Consider the following 21064-nt stretch of genomic DNA (forward strand, 5'->3'; position numbering starts at 1 on the left):
GAGCATCGGATGACCACGCCCGCGCTGCAGATCGCGATCACGACCGGCGAACCCGCGGGGGTCGGCCCGGAGCTGACCGTGCAGGCGCTGCGTGACGCCGCGCAGCGCTGGCCCGACGCGCATTTCACCGTGCTCGGCGATGCGGCGCTGCTCGACGCGCGGGCGGCGGCGGTCGGCGCTGGCCCGGCCGCGCTGGCCGCATTGGCCGGCAGCACGCAGGTGTCGGTCGCGCATCATGCGCTGGCCGTGCCCGCGCAGGCGGGCAAGCTCGACGCGGCGAACGGCCGCTACGTGCTCGGGCTGCTCGACGCGGCGATCGACGGCGCGCTGGCGGGCCGGTACGACGCGATCGTCACCGCGCCGCTGCAGAAGAGCACGATCAACGATGCGGGCGTGCCATTCACCGGGCATACCGAATACCTGGCCGAACGCACGCATACGCCGCGCGTCGTGATGATGCTGGCGGGCACCGGCGACCGGCCGTTGCGCGTCGCGCTCGCGACCACGCACCTGCCGCTGAAGGACGTATCGGCCGCGCTGACGATCGACGGGCTCGTCGAGACGCTCGCGATCATCGATCGCGACCTGCGGCGCGACTTCGGTCTTGCCGCGCCGCGCATCCTCGTGACGGGCCTGAACCCGCACGCGGGCGAGAACGGTTATCTCGGCCGCGAGGAGATCGACGTGATTTCGCCGGCGCTGGCCCGCGCGAACGCGCAGCGCATCGACGCGCGCGGCCCGTATCCGGCCGACACGCTGTTCCAGCCGCGCCATCTGGCCGACGCCGATTGCGTGCTCGCGATGTTCCATGACCAGGGCCTGCCCGTGCTGAAGTACGCGACGTTCGGCGAGGGCATCAACGTGACGCTCGGGCTGCCGATCATCCGTACGTCGGTCGATCACGGCACCGCGCTCGATCTGGCCGGCACGGGCCGCGCGGATCCGGGCAGCATGATCGCCGCGCTCGACACGGCCGTCACGATGGCGCGCCATCGCCGCGCAGCCTGACGCTGCCGGTTTTACCCCATTCGTCGTATTTTTCGTTTTACTGAGTCGATGTCGAACAGCAGACAGCACCAAGGCCATTTCGCGCGCAAGCGCTTCGGGCAGAACTTCCTCGTCGATCACGGCGTGATCGACTCGATCGTCGCGACGATCGGCCCCGCGCGCGGCCAGCGGATGGTCGAGATCGGCCCCGGGCTCGGCGCGCTGACCGGGCCGCTGATCGAGCGTCTCGCGACGCCCGAGTCGCCGCTGCACGCGGTCGAGCTCGACCGCGACCTGATCGGGCGCCTGCAGCAACGCTTCGGCGCGCTGCTGGAGCTGCACGCGGGCGACGCGCTCGCGTTCGACTTCCGTTCGCTCGCGTCGCCTGGCGACAAGCCGTCGCTCCGGATCGTCGGCAACCTGCCGTACAACATTTCCAGCCCGCTGCTGTTTCATCTGATGACGTTCGCCGATGCGGTCATCGACCAGCATTTCATGCTGCAGAACGAAGTCGTCGAGCGGATGGTCGCGGAGCCGGGCACGAAGGCGTTTTCGCGATTGTCGGTGATGCTGCAGTACCGCTACGTGATGGAAAAGATGCTTGACGTGCCGCCGGAATCGTTCCAGCCGCCGCCGAAGGTCGATTCGGCGATCGTCCGGATGATTCCGTACGAGCCGCACGAACTGCCGGACGTCGACCCGGTGCTGCTCGGCGAAATCGTCACGGCCGCGTTCTCGCAGCGCCGCAAGATGCTGCGCAATACGCTCGGCGATTACCGCGAGACCATCGATTTCGATGCGCTCGGCTTCGATCTCGCGCGCCGTGCGGAGGACGTGAGCGTGGCCGAATACGTCGGCGTCGCACAGGTGCTTGCGGCGCGGCGCAAGGCCGGATGACGCGCGTGGCGCGAGCCGTCGACCGTATCGAAGAGGCTGCCTGACCGGCAGCTTTTTTATTGCCCGCGCGTCTTGCGCCGGTCGTCACGTCCGCCGGCGCGGCGGCGCGTTGACGAGCGCGATGCCGGTCAGCACCAGCGCGGCCGCGGACATGAAGCGCCAGCCGACCGTTTCGCCGAGCAGCAGCACGCCGAACGCGACGCCGAACAGCGGCGACAGGAACGTGAACACGGACAGCCGGGACGCGCTGTAGCGCGTCAGCAGCCAGAACCACGACAGGTAGCTGACGAACGCGACGATCACCGACTGGTACGCGAGACTCGCCAGCGCGATCGGCGTGACCCGCACGAACGACACCTGGCCGAACAGCGCGGCGAGCGCGACCAGTACGACCGCCGATACCGCGAGCTGGTAGAACAGCGTCTTGCTCGCGCTGGCCCGCGCGAGCGCCGTCGAGCGTACGACCACCGTCGTCGCGGCCCACATCGCACCGCCGAGGATCCCGAGCGCGTCGCCGGCGAGCCCGGCCAGCACGGATGCGCCGGGCGCGCGCGGCTTCAGGAAACCGTCCGCGAACGCGAGCGCGATGCCGGCGAATGCGAGGCCGACGCCGGCCCATTGCGTGCGCTGCAGCCGCTCGCCCGGTGCGAACAGGTGCAGGCCGAGCGCGGTGAAGCAGGGCGCCGTGTACAGAAAGATCGCCATGTGCGACGCGCTCGTGAGCGTCAGCCCGAAGAACACGCAGACGAATTCGCCGGCGAACAGCGCACCGGCCGCGAGCCCCGCGCCGAATGTGCCGTCCGCCTGAAACAGCGGCGTGCCGCGCGTGCGGGCCCAGCCCCAGAGCAGCATCGCGGCGATCACCGAGCGTAGCCCGGCCTGGAACATCGGCGCGATCGCGGCGTTCGTGCTCTTGATCGCGACCTGCTGGAAGCCCCAGATCGCGCACAGCAGCAGCATCAGGCCGACGGCGCGCGTGTCGAGCGCGCGGCGCACGGGGGCGGCGGCAAGCGCGGTCATCGGCGAACCTCGCGGGTGCGGTACGGCGACGACGAGGTCAGGCGGGCGGCGCGTCCGGCGCGCTCGGATCGGCGGTTTCGCACGGCAGTGGGACGTAGGGAAGAGTGGGTGGTCGCGGTCGGGCGGCGGCATGCATGCCCGCTTTTGGTGCGAAGTAGAAGGATGTTACCCGATCGGCGTGGGGGCCGGGCGAGCCGGGTCGTGCCGTTTTCCGCCGCGGCGCTCGTGCTCGCGAGGGGCCAACCGATGCGCCGCATCGGCCACGCATTGGCTCGGCGCGCCCGGCTAAGCGCCCCAGCCAGGCGCCCCAACTAGGCGCTCCGGCGCCGCCAGCGAAATACACCCGACTCCGGTAGAATTTCCGGCTCTGGAAAGTCCCCACAGGAGTACAACACATGCGTTTGCTGCATACGATGCTGCGAGTCGGCGATCTCGACCGCTCGATCAAGTTCTACACCGAGTTGCTCGGCATGAAGCTGCTGCGCCGCGAGGATTATCCGGAAGGCAAGTTCACGCTCGCGTTCGTCGGCTACGAAGACGAGAGCACGGGCACCGTGATCGAGCTGACTCACAACTGGGAGACGCCGTCCTACGATCTCGGCAACGGCTTCGGCCATCTGGCGGTGGCGGTCGACGATGCATACGCGGCCTGCGAGAAGATCAAGGCGCAAGGCGGCAAGGTCACGCGCGAGGCGGGCCCGATGAAGCACGGCACGACCGTGATCGCGTTCGTCGAGGATCCGGACGGCTACAAGATCGAGTTCATCCAGAAGAAGTAAGCGGCGGATGAACCGGGCTGCGGCGTGCGACGTGCGCCGCAGCAGCGAAACAGGGCGGTGCGGGGTAACCCGCACCGCCCTGTTTCGTTGGCGGCCAAGCCGCGCGTGTCAGAGCGACGGCAGCAGTTCGGGCGGGTGATGCTTGAGCGTGTGCCGCGCTTCGCGGAACTCGGGGAAGATCGATTCGACGGTCTGCCAGAAGGCCGGGCTGTGGTTCATCTCGCGCAGGTGCGACAGCTCGTGCGCGACGACGTAGTCGATGATCGACATCGGAAAATGGATCAGCCGCCAGTTCAGGCGGATCTTGCCGTCGCTCGAGCAACTGCCCCAACGCGTCGCGGCCGACGACAGCGCGTACATCGAATACGTGACGCCGAGCTTTTCCGCGTAGACCACGAGGCGTTCACCGAAGATGCGTTTCGCTTCGCCTTGCAGCCAGCCCTGCACGCGATCCTTGATCTGCTGCATGTCGGCCTGCACGGGCAGCGGCAGCGACAGACGCAGCGCATCGGCATCGAAGGCGACGGCGCCCGCGCCGAGCGCGATCGTCACCGTCTTGCCGAGATACGGCAGTTGCGCGCCGTCGCGCCAGTCGATCTGCGGCAGCGCGCGCTGCTCGGTGCGCGTCTTCCACTCCGCGAGCTTCGCGAAGATCCAGCGTTGTTTCTCGGCGATCGCCGCTTCGATGTCGGCGAGCGTGACCCAGCGCGGCGCGGTGATCGACAGCCCGCTGCCGTCGATCGTGAAGCCGATCGTGCGGCGCGCCGAGCGCTTCAGCCGGTATTCGAGCACGCGGCTGTCGAGCGCGAACGTGCGCACGCGTGAGCGATCGGGTGCCGGGCCCGGATCGAGCGGCGCGGCGGGGGCGGCTTCGGGCGGCGCCGGCGGCGCGGCAGGCGCCGACGGCGCCGCGGCCGGCCCGTCGAAGAGCGGCAGATCCATCTGGCGATGATCGAGGGCCACGACGGCAGGCCGTGGCCGCGGACGCTGTTTCATCAGTTCGCTTCTTTTTGTCGTACGCAACGGCTGCAATCCGGGGCTTCAGGCGCGCGCGGCATCGCGGGTGCCGGCGTTGCCCGCCTGACGATATGCATCGGGATCGATGCGGCGCATTTCCGCTTCGATCCATGCTTCGACCTGCGAGTTCAATGCGTCGGGCGTCAGCCCTTCGCTGGGGATCGGCTTGCCGATCGACACCGTGACGACGCCCGGGAATTTCGTGAACGAGTTGCGCGGCCACACACGACCTGCATTGTGCGCGATCGGCACGACCGGCGTGCCGGTTTCGATCGCGAAACGCGCGCCGCCCGTCTTGTACTTGCCCTGCTTGCCGACCGGCGTGCGCGTGCCTTCGGGGAACATGATCATCCATGCGCCTTCCGACAGGCGCTTCTTGCCCTGGCGGATCACGGAGGTGAACGCGTTCTTGCCTTCCTTGCGGTTGATGTTGACCATGTGCAGCAGCCCGAGCGCCCAGCCGAAGAACGGCACGTACAGCAGCTCGCGCTTGAACACGTAGCAGAGCGGCTTGGGCATCAGCGCCGGAAACGCGAGCGTCTCCCACGCGGACTGGTGCTTCGACAGCAGCACGGCCGGGCCGTCGGGCAGGTTCTCCATCCCTTCGATCCGATAGTGGATGCCGTTCAGCCAGCGCACGACCCACAGCGTCGACTTGCACCAGCCGGCCGCCATCCAGTAGCGCGCGTCGGGGCGCATGAACGGAAACGCGATGAAGCACGCGGTGGCGTACGGCACCGTGTACAGGATGAAGTAGATCAGCAGCAGCAGGGAGCGGACGAAGCGCATCGGCGTGAGTCTGGCGTTGGGGAGGATGCGCGCGGCAGCCGCATCACTCGTGTTCGTGTGAAAGAAAATCGAGCGCAAACGCGCGCAGGTCGTCGTGGACTTTCGTGCCGTCCGGCAGATTGCCCGCGGCGAGCGTCTTCTTGCCCTTGCCGGTCAGTACGAGGTGCGGCTGGAAGCCGACCGCGACGCCGGCCTGCAGGTCGCGCAGCGAATCGCCGACGGCCGGCGTGTGGCCGGGATCGATCTCGAAGCGCTCGGCGATCATCTGCATCATGCCGGGTTTCGGCTTGCGGCAGTCGCAGTGATCCTCGGCCGTGTGCGGGCAGAAGAACACCGCGTCGATGCGCGCGCCGACCGCGGCCGCCGCGCGATGCATTTTCAGGTGCATCGCGTTGAGCGCGGCCATGTCGAACAGCCCGCGACCGATGCCGGACTGGTTGGTCGCGACGACCACGCGGTAGCCCGCGTGGTTGAGCCGGGCAATCGCCTCGAAGCTGCCGGGCAGCGCGATCCATTCGTCGGGCGTCTTGATGAACGCGTCCGAATCGACGTTGATCACGCCGTCCCGGTCGAGGACGACGAGCTTTCGGTTGGGGCTGATCGGCATCGTGCGGCCCTTATGCGGCGAGCTTCGAGATGTCGGCGACGCAGTTCATCTGCTGGTGCAGCGCGGACAGCAGCGCGAGACGGTTCGCGCGCAGTGCCGGATCGTCCGCGTTGACCATCACGTCGTTGAAGAACGTGTCGACCGGCGCGCGCAGCGCGGCGAGCGCCGACAGCGCGCCCGTGTACGCACGCGCCTCGAGCTGCGACTGCACGTGCGGCGTGACGGCCGCGAGCTGTTCGTGCAGCGCCTTCTCGGCGGCCTCGACGAGCAGCGTCGGCTGCACCGCGCCGTTCGCGCCGCCTTCCGACTTCTTCAGGATGTTCGAGATCCGCTTGTTCGCGGCCGCGAGCGCTTCGGCTTCCGCGAGGTGCGTGAATTCGCGCACCGCGTCGAGGCGCGCGACGAGATCGTCGATGCGCGTCGGGTTCAGGCTCAGCACTGCGTCGATTTCGCCGGCCGAATAGCCGCGCTCGCGCAGCAGGCCGCGCAGGCGATCCATGAAGAACGCGAAGATGGCGTCGGTCGATTCGGCGACGCCCGGCACGCCGTCGAAGCGTGCATGGGCCGTGCGCAGCAGCGCCACGAGATCGAGCGGCAGCTGCTTCTCGAGCAGCAGGCGCAGCACGCCGAGCGCGTGGCGGCGCAGCGCGAACGGATCCTTCTCGCCGGTCGGCGCGAGGCCGATGCCCCAGATGCCGACGATCGTTTCGAGCTTGTCGGCGAGCGCGACGGCGGTCGACACCGGCGTGGTCGGCAGTGCGTCGCCGGAGAAGCGCGGCTGGTAGTGCTCGGCGCAGGCGAGCGCGACGTCGTCGGCTTCGCCGTCGTGGCGCGCGTAGTACGTGCCCATCGTGCCCTGCAGTTCCGGGAACTCGCCGACCATGTCGGTCAGCAGGTCGGCCTTCGCGAGACGCGCGGCGCGCTTCGCATGGATGGTGTCGGCGCCGATCGCCGGGGCGATCTCGCCGGCCAGCGCCTCGAGGCGTTCGACGCGTGCGAGCGCCGAACCGAGCTTGTTGTGATAGACGACGTTCGCGAGCTGCGGCACGCGCTCGGCGAGCGGCTTCTTCTTGTCCTGCTCGAAGAAGAACTTCGCATCGGCGAGGCGCGGGCGCACGACGCGCTCGTTGCCTTCGATGATCTCGCCCGGCGTCTTCGTCTCGATGTTCGAGACGATCAGGAAGCGCGAGCGCAGCTTGCCGCCGACGTCGGTCAGCGCGAAATACTTCTGGTTCGTCTGCATCGTGAGGATCAGGCATTCCTGCGGCACCTGCAGGAATTCGTCCTCGAAACGGCACGGATAGACGACCGGCCATTCGACCAGCGACGTCACTTCGTCGAGCAGCGATTCGGGCATCACGACCGTGTCGCCGTTCGCGTGCTCGTTCAGCTGCGTGCGGATCGTTTCGCGGCGATCGGCGAAATGCGCGATCACGCGGCCCTTGTCGCGCAGCGTGTCGGCGTACGCGTGCGCATGCTGGATCGCGACGAGGCCGTCGGACAGGAAGCGGTGGCCGAGCGTGGTGTCGCCGGCGTCGACGCCGAACGCGGTGACGGGCACGACGCGGTCGTCGTGCAGCACCGTCAGACGATGCACCGGGCGCACGAACTTCACGTCCGAGCCGTCCGGGCGCTGGTACGTCATGAATTTCGGGATCGGCAGCTTCGCGAGCGCTTCGTCGAGCGCGGCCTGCAGGCCGTCGGCGAGCGTGGCGCCGGCCGCCGAATAGTTGATGAAGAACGCTTCGGCCTTGCCGTCCTGCGCGCGCTCGAGATCGGCGATCGACGCGTTCGGGTGGCCGAGCGCCGCGAGCTTCTTCGCGAGCGGGGCGGTCGGCTTGCCTTCGGCGTCGAGCGCGACCGACACGGGCAGGACCTTTTCGCGGACCTGGCGATCGGGCGCGACGGCGCGCACGTTCTGCACGACGACCGCGAGGCGGCGCGGCGTGGCGTAGCGTTCGAACACGAGTTCGCCTTCGACGAGGTCGCGCGCCGCGAGGCGTTGCGCGAGACCTTCGGCGAATGCGTCGCCGAGGCGCGCGAGGGCCTTCGGCGGCAGCTCTTCGGTCAGCAGTTCGACGAGCAGGGGGGCGGGATGATTATGCGTCATGGTTGGAATGAATCTCGTCTCGTCAGTCCTGATCGATCTTGCGTTCGACCTTGAGCGGCGGCGCCCATGCCGGCTGCGCGGCGTCCTGGGCGTCGGTGGTGAGGCCCGGCACGCCCGGCGGGTTGCCGAGCATCGGGAAGCCGAGCTTCTCGCGCGAGTCGTAGTAAGCCTGCGCGACGAGACGCGACAGCGCGCGGATACGGCCGATGTACGCTGCCCGCTCGGTGACCGAGATCGCGCCGCGCGCGTCGAGCAGGTTGAACGTGTGGCCGGCCTTCAGCACGAGTTCGTACGCGGGCAGCGCGAGCTGCGCGTCGATCATCTTCTTCGCTTCCGCCTCGTAGCTGTTGAAGAACGTGAACAGCAGGTCGACGTTCGCGTGCTCGAAGTTGTAGGTCGACTGCTCGACCTCGTTCTGGTGGTACACGTCGCCATACGACAGGCGGCGCAGCTCGGGGCCGTTCGGGCCTTGCTCTTCCCACTCGGTCCACACGAGGTCGTACACGTTCTCGACCTTCTGCAGGTACATCGCGAGGCGTTCGAGGCCATACGTGATCTCGCCGAGCACTGGCTTGCATTCGAGACCGCCGACTTCCTGGAAATACGTGAACTGCGTGACTTCCATGCCGTTCAGCCACACTTCCCAGCCGAGCCCCCACGCGCCGAGCGTCGGGTTCTCCCAGTCGTCCTCGACGAAGCGCACGTCGTTCTGCTTCAGGTCGAAGCCGAGCGCTGCGAGCGAGCCGAGGTACAGGTCGAGGATGTTTTCCGGCGCCGGCTTGAGCACGACCTGGTACTGGTAGTAGTGCTGCAGGCGGTTCGGATTCTCGCCGTAGCGGCCGTCCTTCGGGCGGCGCGACGGTTGCACGTACGCGGCGCGCCACGGCTCGGGGCCGACCGCGCGCAGGAACGTGTGGACGTGCGACGTGCCCGCGCCGACTTCCATGTCGATGGGCTGGAGCAAGGCGCAACCCTGCTTGTCCCAGTAGGACTGCAGCGTCAGGATGATTTGCTGAAACGTAAGCATGAAGAGCCTTCGTGGCGCTGGCGCTCCGTTGCGGACGGCGCTCCGGGCGGGCCCGGAGGGTCGGCTCGCGCGGCGGCGCGGCTTGTTAGTGTGCTGAAACGCGTAATTTTACCGGATCGGCGACCGGATGCGGCCGGAAGGCGGATGCAGGCATTGCCGCACCGGTCCGGCGGCCCGCGCATACGGGCTCGGGCGCCCATGTCACGGCGCTTCGCGCGGGCGTTAAGATGCGCGTATTGCGGTGCGCGTCGTGCGTGCCGCGTCACTGCTTGCCGATGCCGATTGCATGGACGAACCGACCGACATTCTGATTCCGCTGCTTCCGCCGTTCCTCGCACTGCTCGGGCGCGCCGCCGACGCGCAGGCGCGCGGCGAGCGCTCCGCGCACGAGCTGTGGCTCGCCGCCGCCGCCCATCTGCATGCGGTCGATGCGGCGGCGATCGCGCAGTTCACGGCCACGCTGGTTGCCCGACAGCGCATGGCCGACGCGGTTGCGCTCGCCGAATGCGCGGCGCGTGCGCAGCCGGGCGCGGACGCGTACTTCAACCACGGCTACGCGCTGCAGATGGCCGGCCGCCACGCGGATGCCGTCGCACCGTACCGCGCGGCGCTGGCGCTCGATGCCGGCTGGCCGTCGCTGCGCAACAACCTCGCGATCGCGCTGCGGCTGTCGGGCGGTGACCGCGCGGACGAGATCGCGCTGCTCGATGCGGCCGTGAAGCACGATCCGCACGACGTGCAGGCGTGGATCAATCTCGTCGTCGCGCGAATCGCGGCGCAGGATCTGGACGGTGCGCTCGCGTGCGCCGCGCGGCTCGCCGACCTCGCGCCCGACAACGCGCTGGCGATGAACAACGTCGCGATGGCGATGAAGGAGGCGCAGCGCTGGGACGATGCCGAGCGCCATGCGACGCGCGCGTGCGAGCTGGCGCCCGACGATGCGTCGTACCGCTTCAATCTCGCGATCATCCAGCTCGTGCGCGGCAACCACGCGGCCGGCTGGCGCGGCCACGAGGCGCGCTGGGACGGCGCGGGCGAGTTGCGAGGCCGCCGGCCGGCGCTGCCGGGCCCGCGCTGGCAGGGCGAGCCGCTCGCCGGCAAGACGCTGCTGGTGTGGGGCGAGCAGGGGCTCGGCGACGTGCTGCAGTTCTGCCGCTTCGTCGCGCCGCTCGCCGAACGCGTGCATCGCGAGGGCGGCCGGCTCGCGTGGAATACGTTTCCGGCGCTCGGCACGCTGATGCAGCGCAGCCTCGGCGCGCACGCGGACACGTTCGGCGCGGGCGGCGGCGTCGACGCGCTGCCGGCATTCGATTACGAAGTGCCGCTGATCGGCCTGCCGCTGATGCTCGGCATGGAGGCATCGACGCTCGCCGCATCGGTGCCGTATCTGCGGGCCGAGCCGGGCGCACGCGACGCATGGCGCGCGCGGCTCGCGGGCGACGGCCGGCTGAAGGTCGGCCTCGTGTGGACGGGCAGTGCGGGCCATCAGCGCAATCCGTTCCGGCGCGTCGGGCTCGAGCGCTATGCCGACGCGTTTCGCGACATCGAGGGCGTCACGTTCCATTCGCTGCAGCCGGGGGCGGACGCGGATGTCGCCGCCGCGCGCGCGGCAGGTTTCGCGATCGAGGACTACACGGCCGAACTGAAGAGCTTCGACGATACGGCGGCGTTCATCGGCGCGCTGGATCTCGTGATCACCGTGTGCACGTCGGTCGCGCACCTGGCCGGCGCGCTCGGCGCGCGCACCTGGGTGCTGCTCGACGTGAATCCGCACTGGCCGTGGCTGCTCGATCGCCGGGACAGCCCGTGGTATCCGACCGCGACGTTGTACCGGCAGCCGACGTTCGGCGCGTGGGGGCCGGTAATGGAGGAAGTGAGCCGCGACCTGCGGCGGGTCGCCGCGCGGCAGGAACCGTCGAATCAATCGAATCAATCGGACCAGTCGACCCGGCAGGCCTGAACGGCCGGTTCGCGGTCACGGGCCGCCGCGCGGCCGGCCCGTTGCGTCATTGCGCTTCGTCGCCGCCGTGCCGCCGGCCGTTGCGTCGGCGCAGCCCGGGCCCGAACGTGAAGCCGAACGCGAGCAGCACGAACGACACCGCGAGCACGATGTTGTTGCCGCTCGTCACGTACGGCGTGAAGCCGCTCGTGCCTTCGATCCGCACGTCGAGCGAGCCGATCGTGAACGGCTTCAGCTGGCCGAGCACGCGACCGTGCGCGTCGATCGCGGCCGTCATCCCCGTGTTGGTCGAGCGCAGCATCGGCCGGCCCGTTTCGAGCGAGCGCATCCGCGCGATCTGCAGATGCTGGTCGAGCGCGATCGTGTCGCCGAACCACGCGAGATTCGTCACGTTGACGAGCACGCCGGGCGGCTGCGGGTTGTCGCGGATCGTCGCGGCGATTTCCTCGCCGAACAAGTCCTCGTAGCAGATGTCGGCCATGACCGGCTGGTTGTGCACGAGGAACGGTTTCTGCACGGGCGCGCCGCGCGCGAAGTCGCCGAGCGGCATCTTCATCAGATTGACGAACCACCGGAAGCCCCACGGAATGAATTCGCCGAAGGGCACGAGGTGATGCTTGTCGTAGTGATAGATGTCGCGCGAGTTCGGCGTCACGCCGTACAGGCTGTTCGTGTAATCGACGTAGCGGCCGTCTTCCGTCACCGACGCACCGACCGCGCCGAACAGCACGGCCGAACCGGTCGTGTCGCTGAACTTGCGGATCGCGACGGCGAACGGTTCGGGCAGTTCCTGGATCATCACCGCGATCGCGGTCTCGGGCGTGACGATCAGGTCGGCCGGCTTCTCGACGATCATCTGCTGGTACATCTTGATCGCCGCGTCGATGCCTTCCTGCTCGAACTTGATGTCCTGCTTCACGTTGCCCTGCAGCAGCCGCACGGTGAGCGGCGCGTTCGCGGGCACGGTCCACGTGATTTGCGACAGCCCGAGGCCGGCCGCGACGAGCGCGACGGCGATGACTGCCGGCGCGGCGATGCGCACGCGGGCGTTGCCGTTCGATGAGCCGTCGCCGCCGTCACGCGCCGGCGACGGGCGGGCGGCGGCGAGCGCCTGCACGACCAGTGCGGCGAACAGCGCGAGCACCCACGCGATCCCGTACACGCCGACCACCGGCGCAAAGCCCGCGAACGGGCCATCGACCTGCGGGTAGCCGCTGCCGAGCCAGGGAAAGCCGGTGAACACGGTGCCGCGCAGCCATTCGCCGAGCGCCCACGCGCTCGCGAACGCGAATGCGCCGTGCCAGGTCGGCGAGAACGGCCGCGGGTCGGGCTCGCGGCGATGCCACGCATGGCCCGCGCAGAACGACCACAGCCCGGCCGAGAGCGCGGGGTACAGCGATAGATACAGCGAGAACAGCACGAGCGCGCCGCCGGCGAGCGGCGCGGCCATCTCGCCGTACACGTGCATGCTGATGTAGAGCCACCACACGCCGCTGATGAAGTTGCCGAAGCCGAACGCGCCGCCGGTGAGCGCGGCGCCGCGCCAGCTCGACGTGCGCGTCAGCTGCGCGAAAAACCAGACGAATACGATGAGCTGCAGCCAGCCGCCATGCGGCGTGGGCGCGAAGGCGAGCGTGTTGGCCGCGCCGGCGAGCAGCGCGGCCGGATAGTGCCAGCGCGGCAGTGCGCGGCCGGGCGTCGGCGCAAGAAGGCCGCCAGCCGGGCGGGACGGGATCGGATCGTCCATGTGAAGCGGAAGAGGGGCGAGCGGTTGAAGGAGGCGCGGCTGGCGCGCAACGGTCAGTCTTCGTGCGAGGTTTCGGCGCGACGGCTGGCGAGCGGGTTGCGGCGCACCAGCAGCACGTGAACCTGGCGCGCATCGCCGCGCTGGATCTCGAACACGAGATTGCCGAGCTGCAGCTTCTCGCCGCGGTGCGGCACGCGTCCGAAATGATGGGTGATGAGCCCGCCGATCGTGTCGACTTCGTCGTCGGGGAAATCGGTGCCGAACACCTCGTTGAACTGCTCGATCTCGGTGAGCGCGCGCACGCGGTAGCGGCCGTCCGGCCCCGCGATGATGTTGCCGGCTTCCTCGTCGAAGTCGTATTCGTCCTCGATGTCGCCGACGATCTGTTCGAGCACGTCCTCGATCGTGATCAGACCCGCGACGCCGCCGTATTCGTCGACGACGATCGCCAGATGGTTGCGGTTCACGCGGAAGTCGTGCAGCAGCACGTTCAGCCGCTTCGATTCCGGAATGAACACGGCCGGGCGCAGCATCCCGCGCACGTCGAACTCTTCCTCGGCATAGAAGCGCAGCAGATCCTTCGCGAGCAGCACGCCGATCACGTTGTCGCGGTTCTCTTCGTACACCGGGTAGCGCGAGTGCGCCTTTTCGAGGACGAACGGGATGAAATCCTCGGGCTTGTCGGCGATGTTGATCGCGTCCATTTGCGCGCGCGGCACCATGATGTCTCGCGCGCACAGATCGGATACCTGGAACACGCCTTCGATCATCGACAGCGAATCGGCGTCGATCAGGTTGCGTTCGTGGGCGTCCTGGAGGATTTCCAGCAATTCGCCGCGGGATTCGGGCTCGGGCGAGATGAAGTCGGTCAGGCGCTCGAGCAGCGAGCGCTTTTCTTGCGGTTTGTCGGTTGGCTTACGACTGGGATACGAATCGTTCATGGTGGTGCGCCCGGGTCATGCCGGGGCGCGCGGTCACGGAGTAGGCAAGGATACACCAAGGGCACGACGCGGCCGTGTCACCCGGCCGCACGGCCAGGATGGGCGGCACGCGCGGGCCCCGCTCGCAGGCGGCCGCGCCGGGCGCGACGTCGTCCTCGGGTCCATCCTATCGCAGAAAGAGCCGGCGGGGCGCGATGGCCAAAAAACGGTGGCGGAAAGGGCTGCGGGAAGGGCTGCGCGCCCCGACGCGGGAAACGGCCGACGACGGCGGCATTCTGCCGCAGGCGGGCGCCGCCGGTGCGCGGCTCAGAACCGCATGCCGGCCGAGCAGCCGCCGGCGGCCGCGCCGTTGGTCGCGGCGCCGCCGCAGCCGAGTATCCCGCAGCCGGACAGCGCGACGCTCGCGGCGACGAGCAGCGCGGCGACTCTGCAGCGGGACCAGCGTGACGGTTTCATCGGCAGTCTCCTCGTGCGGATGCGCGGGCGGCGCTGTGTCGCATGGCGGCAGGCCGGGCGTCGTGTCGGATCACCGGCATCGCGCGAGCAACCCTTCCAGCGCGCGGTCGGGGATGCCGCTCGCGCGCAGCGCGTCGACCGTGCGGCTCACGTAGTCGAGCGTCGTGCCGTAGCGGCCGGCCGCGCAGCCGAACACTTCCTTCACGACGGGGTCGGTCAGCTTGCCCGTATAGGTCGGTGCGTCGCGGCGCATCACGAACGCGAGCGCGTTCACGCGTTCGCCGGTCTCGAGCGAGCACGGCAGCCACGCGGGCCGGTACGAGCCCATCGGCATCTCGCGTTTCCACAATGTCTCGAGATGCGGCTGCGCGGTCGGGCCGGAGAGCCGGAACGCGATGCCCGCGCACGAGCCGCCGCGATCGAGCGCGAGCACGAGGCCCGGCCGTTCGGGGGTGCCGCGGTTCACGCGCGACCACAGGTAGAGCCCGCGGTGATAGCCGTGCACCTTGCCGCGCACGGCGGCGACGGTCGGCAGCCCGGGGTTCCAGATCAGCGAGCCATAGCCGAACAGCCAGAGATCCTGCCGGCCGTCCCAGTCGCGCATCGTATGCGCGAGCGACGCCGCGAGCTCGTCCTCCGTCAGCAGACGGCCTTCGCCGATCGACGGCGGGTAGGCGGGCGGCAGCATCGCGGCGTTACGCATCGGGGGAAGGCTTACTGATACGGGTTCGGGAAACCCAGTTTCGCGAGGATGTCGACTTCGAGCGCTTCCATTTCGGCCGCGTCCTCGTCGCTCGTCTCGTGGTCGTAGCCCTGCGCGTGCAGCGCGCCGTGCACCAGCAGGTGCGCGTAATGCGCCATGAGCGGCTTGCCCTGGTCGTGCGCCTCCTTCTCGACCACCGGGCAGCACAGCACGAGGTCGCCGATCACGGTGCCGTCGGGCGCCGCGTCGTACGCGAAGGTCAGCACGTTGGTCGGATAGTCCTTGTGGCGGTAGCCGGCGTTCAGCGTACGGCCTTCGTTTTCGCCGACGAAGCGCACGGTGAGCTGCGCGCTCGCGAACAGCGCCGGCTCGATCCATTCGGCGATCAGCTTGCGCTTGGGCAGCGTCTTGCGCACGTCGCTCGTGATCTCGTCGCCGTACTGCACGGACAGCTCGAATTCCAGCGCGCGCGGCTCGTCTTCCGGATCGTCCTCGCGCGGCGCGAATTCGGCGCCGACGTGCAGCGTCACGCTGTCGTAGTGCTCGGGCTGCAGCGCGAGCTTCGCACGCATCGCCGGATCGTTGTGCTGCGCGACGATCGCGACAGCCGCGTCGCCCGAGCTGCCCGACAGGTCGAACATCAGGCTGCGGCCGTCCGGGAAGTCGATTCGCAGCCCTTGTGCGTTGACGGTCCGGGCCTTGCCCTTCGCGTCGAACAGCGAAAGGCGGGGAGATTCCGACGCGGCGGACGGGGCGCGGCCGGATTTGCGGGAACGGGAGGATTTCATGACGCGTGCGGCGATTGGGACGCGTTGAGGATACACCAAACGACCGATCGCGCCCGAATTCGCCCGGGCGAAAAAAAGCCCGGCGCGCCGTCTGGCGGGCCGGGCCGGCAGGTCGGGGCAGCGCGCCGCCGCTCAGCCGTCCTGATGCTGCGCGTGGAATTCGTCGTACGCCTCGACGATGCGCGCGACGAGCGGATGGCGCACCACGTCCGCGCTCGTGAAGCGCGTGAGCGCGATGCCGCGCACGCCGCCGAGCACCTGTTGCGCCTCGACGAGGCCGCTCTTGTGGCCGCGCGGCAGGTCGACCTGGCTCGTGTCGCCCGTGACGACCGCCTTCGAGCCGAAGCCGATCCGCGTGAGGAACATCTTCATCTGCTCGGGCGTCGTGTTCTGCGCCTCGTCGAGGATGATGAACGCGTGGTTCAGCGTGCGGCCGCGCATGTACGCGAGCGGTGCGATCTCGATCATCTGGCGCTCGAACATCTTGGCCGTCTTGTCGAAGCCGAGCAGGTCGTACAGCGCGTCGTACAGCGGCCGCAGGTACGGGTCGACCTTCTGCGCGAGATCGCCCGGCAGGAAGCCGAGCCGCTCGCCGGCCTCGACGGCCGGACGCGTCAGCACGATCCGCTTGACCTGGTCGCGCTCGAGCGCGTCGACCGCGCACGCGACCGCGAGATAGGTCTTGCCGGTGCCGGCCGGCCCGATGCCGAACGTCACGTCGTGCGACAGGATCTGCTTCAGGTATTCGCGCTGCGCGGGCGTGCGGCCGCGCAGGTCGGCGCGCCGCGTGTAGAGCTTCGGCGCGGCTTCCTCGAGCGCTTCGTCGTCGAGCGGCCCGGCGGGTTCGTCGAACGGATGGTCGGGGTCGCCGCGAAAGCGCACGTCGAGCGGTTCCTGGCGGCCGTTGCCGGCCGTGTGGCGCACTTCGACCAGCGCGAGCTGGATGTCGTCGACCGACAGCGGATCGCGCGCGCGGTTGTAGAAATTTTCGAGCGCGGCGAGCGCGAGCTTGGCGCCGCGCCCGCGGATCGTGATCCGGTGGCCGCGCCGCGCGAGCGTGACGTCGAGCGCCTGTTCGATCTGCCGCAGGTTTTCGTCGAGCGGGCCGCAGAGGTTGGCGAGGCGCGCGTTGTCGTCGCGCGGGGCGGTGAATTCCAGTGCTTGGACGGTCTTCAAAGTAGCGTCGGGCTCCTGTCGGGCGTCAGTCGGTCAGTGGGTGGCCGCGCTCGCGTCGTCGCTGACGAGCACGAGCTCGCCGCGCAGCGAGTGCGGGTACGCATGGTTGATCTTCACGTCGATCATCTGGCCGATCAGGCGCGGGTGCGACGCGAGCGGCGCCGGGAAATTCACGACCCGGTTGTTCTCGGTGCGGCCCGCGAGTTCGTTCGGGTCCTTGCGCGACGGGCCCTCGACGAGGATCCGCTCGACCTTCCCGACCATCGACTGGCTGATGCGCGCGACGTTCTCCTCGATCGTCGCCTGCAGATGTTGCAGGCGTTTGAGCTTCACTTCGCGCGGCGTGTCGTCGGCGAGGTTCGCGGCCGGCGTGCCGGGGCGCGGGCTGTAGATGAACGAGAAGCTGGTGTCGTAGCTCATGTCGTGCACGAGCGCCATCATCTTGTCGAAATCCTCCTCGGTCTCGCCGGGGAAGCCGACGATCATGTCGGTCGACAGCGACAGGTCGGGGCGGATCGCGCGCAGCTTGCGGATCACCGACTTGTATTCGAGCACCGTGTAGCCGCGCTTCATCGCCATCAGGATGCGGTCGGAGCCGTGCTGGACCGGCAAGTGCAGGTGGTTCACGAGCTTCGGCACCTTCGCGTAGGTATCGATCAGGCGCTGCGTGAATTCCTTCGGATGCGACGTCGTGTAGCGGATCCGCTCGATGCCGGGGATGTCGGCGACGTATTCGATCAGCGTCGCGAAATCGGCGATGTCGGTCGAACCGGCCGTCAGCGCGCCGCGGTAGGCGTTGACGTTCTGGCCGAGCAGCGTGACTTCGCGCACGCCCTGGTCGGCGAGGCCGGCCACTTCGGTCAGCACGTCGTCGAGCGGGCGCGACACTTCATCGCCGCGCGTGTACGGCACCACGCAGTAGCTGCAGTACTTCGAGCAGCCTTCCATGATCGACACGAACGCGCTCGGCCCCTCGACGCGCGCGGGCGGCAGGTGGTCGAACTTCTCGATTTCAGGGAACGTGATGTCGACCTGCGCGCGGCCGCTCGCGCGGCGCGCGTCGATCATCTGCGGCAGGCGGTGCAGGGTTTGCGGGCCGAACACGAGGTCGACGTACGGTGCGCGCGACACGATCGACGCGCCTTCCTGGCTCGCGACGCAGCCGCCGACGCCGATCAGGAGGCCCGGCTTCGCTTCCTTCAGCTCGCGTACCCGGCCGAGATCGGAGAACACCTTCTCCTGCGCCTTCTCGCGCACCGAGCACGTGTTGAACAGGATGATGTCCGCGTCTTCCGGCGTGTCGGTCTTTTCGAGGCCTTCGGCCGCATTGAGCACGTCCACCATCTTGTCCGAGTCGTACTCGTTCATCTGGCAGCCGAAGGTCTTTACGTAAACTTTCTTGGTCATGGGGATTCGCCGTTCGCAGTGGTTGACCTGGGGGCGTCGTCAAGGGTGAGTCGGGACGGCCGTGCGCGGCACGCGAATCGCGCGCAGCGGGCAGGAAAGGCCGTCGGGAAAGCCGTCCATTATAGCTTTTCACGCCACGGCGGACGGGCGGCCGGTTGCGGGCGCGCGACGCCGGCTCGCGGGTTCCGACCCCTCTATGACGGGAGGGCGGCCGTCATTGGCACGCGTTCAGCAAGTCGTTGAGCGCCGCTTCCTCGCGCGCGAAGCGTTCGACAAGAAAATCGAGCAGCACGCGCACGCGCGGCGCCATGTAGCGCTTGCCGTGATAGATCGCGTGCAGCGGCGCATCCTGGTGCCGCCAGTCGGGCAGCAGCACGCGCAGCCGGCCCGCGCGGACGTCGTCGGCGATATCCCACAGCGACTTCAGCGCAATGCCGTGGCCGCGCAGCGTCCATTCGCGCGTGAGGCCGCCGTCGTTGGTCTCGAACGCGGTCGACACGGGTACCGTATGGATCTGCACTTCGTCGCCGCGCGTGAAGTGCCAGACGTTCATCGGGCCGGACGCGATCGTGATCACGTTGCACGGAAAGCGGGCCAGATCGTGCGGATCGGCCGGCACGCCATGGCGCTCGACGAACGACGGCGCCGCGCACAGCACGCGCCGGTTGGTCGCGAGGCGGCGGGCAATCAGCGCGCCGTCGGGCGGCGCGGCGAAGCGGATCGCGAGATCGATCTCGTCCTGCCAAAGGTTCGACGACGAATCGGACGCCGTCAGCGAGAACGTGACGCCCGGATGAAGCGTCGTGAATGCGTCGAGCCAGTCGAGCAGCTGGTTGCGGCCGAAATCGGACGTCGACGACAGCCGCACCTTGCCGCTCACGACGTTGCGGCCCTCCTGCAGCATCGCATCCGCGTCGTCGAGTGCCTGCAGTGCCTGGCGGCAGCAGTTCAGGTACAGCTTGCCTTCGTCGGTGAGCCGCAATTGCCGCGTCGAGCGTTCGAACAGGCGCGTCGCGATCTTCGCCTCGAGCTTCGCGAGCCGTGCGCTCGCGGCGGCCGGCGTGAGGTTCAGCTTGCGCCCGGCGGCGGACAGGCTGCCCAGCTCGGCCGCCTCGACGAACAGCCGGATGTCGCCCAGTCGGTCCATGCGATTTTCCAGAAATATTTGAAAATGGTTCAAATGCCACGCCAATTATCAAATATAGGCGTCTTCGGGACAATGCGCGCACATCCCGCTTCTTGTGCGGTGCGGCACCGACCCGGCGCCGCGGCCGCCGCCTTCCGGAGAACGTCATGCCCCTTCCGTTACTGGCGCTCGCGATCAGCGCCTTCGCCATCGGCACCACCGAATTCATCATCATGGGCCTGTTGCCCGAAGTCGCGCACGACCTGGCCGTGTCGCTGCCGTCGGCTGGTCTCCTCGTCACCGGCTACGCGCTGGGCGTCGCGGTCGGCGCGCCGCTGCTCGCGGTGCTGACGAGCCGCATGCCGCGCAAGGCCGCGCTGCAGTTGCTGATGGCGATCTTCATCGTCGGCAACGTGCTGTGCGCGATCGCGTCCGGCTACGCGATGCTGATGGTCGCGCGCGTGGTCACGTCGTTCGCGCACGGTTCGTTCTTCGGCATCGGCGCGGTGGTCGCCGCGTCGCTCGTGCCGGCCGACAAGCGCGCGAGCGCGATCGCGCTGATGTTCACGGGGCTCACGCTGTCGAATGTGCTCGGCGTGCCGTTCGGCACGTTCGTCGGCCAGTTGCTCGGCTGGCGCGCGTCGTTCTGGATCGTCGCCGCGCTCGGCGTGCTCGCGCTCGGCGGCGTGGCCGCGCTGGTGCCGAACCGCCACGACAGCGGGCCGGTCGGCCTCGGCCACGAAGTGCGCGTGCTGAAGGAGCCGCAGGTGTGGCTCGCGCTGCTGATGACCGTGCTCGGCTTCGGCGGCGTGTTCGTCGTGTTCACCTACGTCGCGCCGATTCTCGAGACCGTGTCGGGTTATTCGCCGCGCGCGGTCGCGCTGATCCTCGTGCTGTTCGGCGCGGGGCTGACGATCGGCAATACGATCGGCGGCAAGCTCGCCGACCGCGCGCTGATGCCGTCGCTGATCGCGATCCTCGTCGCGCTGATGGCCGTGATGGCCGTGTTCGCGAAGACGAGCCACCTGCCGGTCGCGGCCGCCGTCACCGTATTCGTCTGGGGGATCGCCGCGTTCGCGACGGTGCCGCCGCTGCAGGCGCGCGTGGTCGAGAAGGCCGCGAGCGCGCCGCATCTCGCGTCGACGCTGAACATCGGCGCGTTCAACGTCGGCAATGCGGGCGGTGCGTGGCTCGGCGGCGTCGCGCTGGAGCACGGCTTCGCGCTCGATGCGCTGCCGTGGGTCGCGGTCGCGGTGACGTTCGCGGCGCTCGTCGTCACGGGGTTCGCGATGCGGCTCGATGCGCGCGGCCCGGCGCGCGGCGCGGCGCGGGCGGCGCAGTGAGCGTCGCCGCGGCGCTTGCCGCGGGCGACGCCATGGCGGCAGGAAAAGGTTCGCGAGAAACGCATTCCTCCGCGATGCTGATAACGGTGTGAAGATAACTTCGTTTGCCCGTGCAGGGGCGGGTGATAGCGTCTCGATACGCGCCATGACCGGCGCAACCCGATTCCGATTCCGGCTTACCCCC

General features: G+C 68.8%; 19 protein-coding genes. 5 read left to right on the forward strand and 14 right to left on the reverse strand.

Annotation, left to right across the window (positions count from 1 at the left end; all coding sequences use genetic code 11):
• Positions 1-9: 9 nt before the first annotated feature.
• Entirely contained in the window at positions 10-1008 is a 999-nt protein-coding gene (gene pdxA / locus HWX09_RS20540) for a 4-hydroxythreonine-4-phosphate dehydrogenase PdxA (RefSeq protein ID WP_027785381.1), read from the forward strand.
• Between the two features lie 48 nt (positions 1009-1056).
• Positions 1057-1884: a 16S rRNA (adenine(1518)-N(6)/adenine(1519)-N(6))-dimethyltransferase RsmA gene (gene rsmA, locus HWX09_RS20545; protein ID WP_027785380.1), complete on the forward strand. Its 828-nt coding sequence runs from the start codon at positions 1057-1059 to the stop codon at positions 1882-1884.
• Between the two features lie 84 nt (positions 1885-1968).
• Here rsmA and HWX09_RS20550 read toward each other — a convergent pair whose 3' ends face one another.
• Positions 1969-2904 (reverse strand): DMT family transporter, encoded by a 936-nt coding sequence (locus HWX09_RS20550; RefSeq protein ID WP_027785379.1) that lies wholly within the window; start codon positions 2902-2904, stop codon positions 1969-1971.
• 395 nt (positions 2905-3299) lie between these two features.
• On the opposite strand from HWX09_RS20550, the gene gloA reads away from it, so the two are divergent.
• Positions 3300-3683, forward strand: a complete 384-nt coding sequence (gloA, locus tag HWX09_RS20555; protein WP_006477863.1) for a lactoylglutathione lyase — start codon at positions 3300-3302, stop codon at positions 3681-3683.
• Positions 3684-3791: 108 nt separating this feature from the next.
• On the opposite strand, the gene HWX09_RS20560 is transcribed toward gloA, so the two are convergent.
• Genes HWX09_RS20560 through glyQ form a run of 5 tightly spaced genes read right to left on the reverse strand, consistent with a single transcriptional unit; the run spans position 3792 to position 9233 of the window.
• Entirely contained in the window at positions 3792-4679 is an 888-nt protein-coding gene (locus tag HWX09_RS20560) for a SprT family zinc-dependent metalloprotease (RefSeq protein WP_027785378.1), read from the reverse strand.
• 45 nt (positions 4680-4724) lie between these two features.
• Complete coding sequence (locus tag HWX09_RS20565) at positions 4725-5489, reverse strand: lysophospholipid acyltransferase family protein (RefSeq protein WP_027785377.1); 765 nt, start codon at positions 5487-5489, stop codon at positions 4725-4727.
• 43 nt (positions 5490-5532) lie between these two features.
• Positions 5533-6096: a D-glycero-beta-D-manno-heptose 1,7-bisphosphate 7-phosphatase gene (gene gmhB, locus HWX09_RS20570; protein ID WP_027785376.1), complete on the reverse strand. Its 564-nt coding sequence runs from the start codon at positions 6094-6096 to the stop codon at positions 5533-5535.
• A 10-nt stretch (positions 6097-6106) separates the two neighbouring features.
• Complete coding sequence (glyS, locus tag HWX09_RS20575) at positions 6107-8206, reverse strand: glycine--tRNA ligase subunit beta (protein WP_027785375.1); 2100 nt, start codon at positions 8204-8206, stop codon at positions 6107-6109.
• Positions 8207-8228: 22 nt separating this feature from the next.
• Positions 8229-9233, reverse strand: coding sequence for a glycine--tRNA ligase subunit alpha (glyQ, locus tag HWX09_RS20580; RefSeq protein WP_080681364.1), 1005 nt, complete (start codon positions 9231-9233; stop codon positions 8229-8231).
• A 286-nt stretch (positions 9234-9519) separates the two neighbouring features.
• On the opposite strand from glyQ, the gene HWX09_RS20585 reads away from it, so the two are divergent.
• Positions 9520-11193 (forward strand): hypothetical protein, encoded by a 1674-nt coding sequence (locus tag HWX09_RS20585; protein WP_034185489.1) that lies wholly within the window; start codon positions 9520-9522, stop codon positions 11191-11193.
• A gap of 46 nt (positions 11194-11239) precedes the next feature.
• Here HWX09_RS20585 and lnt read toward each other — a convergent pair whose 3' ends face one another.
• From lnt to HWX09_RS20625, 8 genes are all read right to left on the reverse strand, one after another.
• On the reverse strand, positions 11240-12940 hold the full coding sequence (gene lnt, locus HWX09_RS20590; RefSeq protein WP_027785373.1) for an apolipoprotein N-acyltransferase: 1701 nt from the start codon (positions 12938-12940) through the stop codon (positions 11240-11242).
• A 53-nt stretch (positions 12941-12993) separates the two neighbouring features.
• Complete coding sequence (locus HWX09_RS20595; RefSeq protein ID WP_027785372.1) at positions 12994-13881, reverse strand: transporter associated domain-containing protein; 888 nt, start codon at positions 13879-13881, stop codon at positions 12994-12996.
• Between the two features lie 306 nt (positions 13882-14187).
• Positions 14188-14337: a hypothetical protein gene (locus tag HWX09_RS20600; protein WP_167375372.1), complete on the reverse strand. Its 150-nt coding sequence runs from the start codon at positions 14335-14337 to the stop codon at positions 14188-14190.
• A gap of 70 nt (positions 14338-14407) precedes the next feature.
• Positions 14408-15040, reverse strand: a complete 633-nt coding sequence (locus HWX09_RS20605) for a gamma-glutamylcyclotransferase (RefSeq protein WP_027785371.1) — start codon at positions 15038-15040, stop codon at positions 14408-14410.
• 11 nt (positions 15041-15051) lie between these two features.
• Positions 15052-15828 carry an rRNA maturation RNase YbeY gene (gene ybeY, locus HWX09_RS20610; RefSeq protein ID WP_027785370.1) on the reverse strand — a complete coding sequence of 259 codons (777 nt, stop codon included), beginning with the start codon at positions 15826-15828 and terminating at the stop codon, positions 15052-15054.
• 132 nt (positions 15829-15960) lie between these two features.
• Positions 15961-17004, reverse strand: a complete 1044-nt coding sequence (locus tag HWX09_RS20615) for a PhoH family protein (protein WP_027785369.1) — start codon at positions 17002-17004, stop codon at positions 15961-15963.
• A gap of 33 nt (positions 17005-17037) precedes the next feature.
• Positions 17038-18411, reverse strand: coding sequence for a tRNA (N6-isopentenyl adenosine(37)-C2)-methylthiotransferase MiaB (miaB, locus tag HWX09_RS20620; protein ID WP_027785368.1), 1374 nt, complete (start codon positions 18409-18411; stop codon positions 17038-17040).
• Positions 18412-18625: 214 nt separating this feature from the next.
• On the reverse strand, positions 18626-19558 hold the full coding sequence (locus tag HWX09_RS20625) for a LysR family transcriptional regulator (protein ID WP_027785367.1): 933 nt from the start codon (positions 19556-19558) through the stop codon (positions 18626-18628).
• 146 nt (positions 19559-19704) lie between these two features.
• Here HWX09_RS20625 and HWX09_RS20630 point away from each other — a divergent pair, with 146 nt between their 5' ends.
• Positions 19705-20880 (forward strand): MFS transporter, encoded by a 1176-nt coding sequence (locus HWX09_RS20630; RefSeq protein ID WP_027785366.1) that lies wholly within the window; start codon positions 19705-19707, stop codon positions 20878-20880.
• The last annotated feature ends 184 nt before the right edge of the window (positions 20881-21064 follow it).

Origin of the sequence: Burkholderia sp. BCC1208 (genome assembly GCF_902833095.1) — a bacterium.
Lineage (GTDB): Bacteria > Pseudomonadota > Gammaproteobacteria > Burkholderiales > Burkholderiaceae > Burkholderia.

Excerpts from the sequence above, each read along its gene's own strand:
- HWX09_RS20585 (WP_034185489.1), top strand. The coding sequence starts at position 9,520 with ATGGACGAACCGACCGACATTCTGATTCCGCTGCTTCCGCCGTTCCTC.
- HWX09_RS20625 (WP_027785367.1), bottom strand. The coding sequence starts at position 19,558 with ATGGACCGACTGGGCGACATCCGGCTGTTCGTCGAGGCGGCCGAGCTG.
- gmhB (WP_027785376.1), bottom strand. The coding sequence starts at position 6,096 with ATGCCGATCAGCCCCAACCGAAAGCTCGTCGTCCTCGACCGGGACGGC.
- ybeY (WP_027785370.1), bottom strand. The coding sequence starts at position 15,828 with ATGAAATCCTCCCGTTCCCGCAAATCCGGCCGCGCCCCGTCCGCCGCG.
- gloA (WP_006477863.1), top strand. The coding sequence starts at position 3,300 with ATGCGTTTGCTGCATACGATGCTGCGAGTCGGCGATCTCGACCGCTCG.
- HWX09_RS20565 (WP_027785377.1), bottom strand. The coding sequence starts at position 5,489 with ATGCGCTTCGTCCGCTCCCTGCTGCTGCTGATCTACTTCATCCTGTAC.
- HWX09_RS20600 (WP_167375372.1), bottom strand. The coding sequence starts at position 14,337 with ATGAAACCGTCACGCTGGTCCCGCTGCAGAGTCGCCGCGCTGCTCGTC.
- HWX09_RS20630 (WP_027785366.1), top strand. The coding sequence starts at position 19,705 with ATGCCCCTTCCGTTACTGGCGCTCGCGATCAGCGCCTTCGCCATCGGC.
- HWX09_RS20595 (WP_027785372.1), bottom strand. The coding sequence starts at position 13,881 with ATGAACGATTCGTATCCCAGTCGTAAGCCAACCGACAAACCGCAAGAA.
- glyQ (WP_080681364.1), bottom strand. The coding sequence starts at position 9,233 with ATGCTTACGTTTCAGCAAATCATCCTGACGCTGCAGTCCTACTGGGAC.
- lnt (WP_027785373.1), bottom strand. The coding sequence starts at position 12,940 with ATGGACGATCCGATCCCGTCCCGCCCGGCTGGCGGCCTTCTTGCGCCG.
- miaB (WP_027785368.1), bottom strand. The coding sequence starts at position 18,411 with ATGACCAAGAAAGTTTACGTAAAGACCTTCGGCTGCCAGATGAACGAG.
- HWX09_RS20550 (WP_027785379.1), bottom strand. The coding sequence starts at position 2,904 with ATGACCGCGCTTGCCGCCGCCCCCGTGCGCCGCGCGCTCGACACGCGC.
- HWX09_RS20560 (WP_027785378.1), bottom strand. The coding sequence starts at position 4,679 with ATGAAACAGCGTCCGCGGCCACGGCCTGCCGTCGTGGCCCTCGATCAT.
- rsmA (WP_027785380.1), top strand. The coding sequence starts at position 1,057 with ATGTCGAACAGCAGACAGCACCAAGGCCATTTCGCGCGCAAGCGCTTC.
- HWX09_RS20605 (WP_027785371.1), bottom strand. The coding sequence starts at position 15,040 with ATGCGTAACGCCGCGATGCTGCCGCCCGCCTACCCGCCGTCGATCGGC.
- glyS (WP_027785375.1), bottom strand. The coding sequence starts at position 8,206 with ATGACGCATAATCATCCCGCCCCCCTGCTCGTCGAACTGCTGACCGAA.
- pdxA (WP_027785381.1), top strand. The coding sequence starts at position 10 with ATGACCACGCCCGCGCTGCAGATCGCGATCACGACCGGCGAACCCGCG.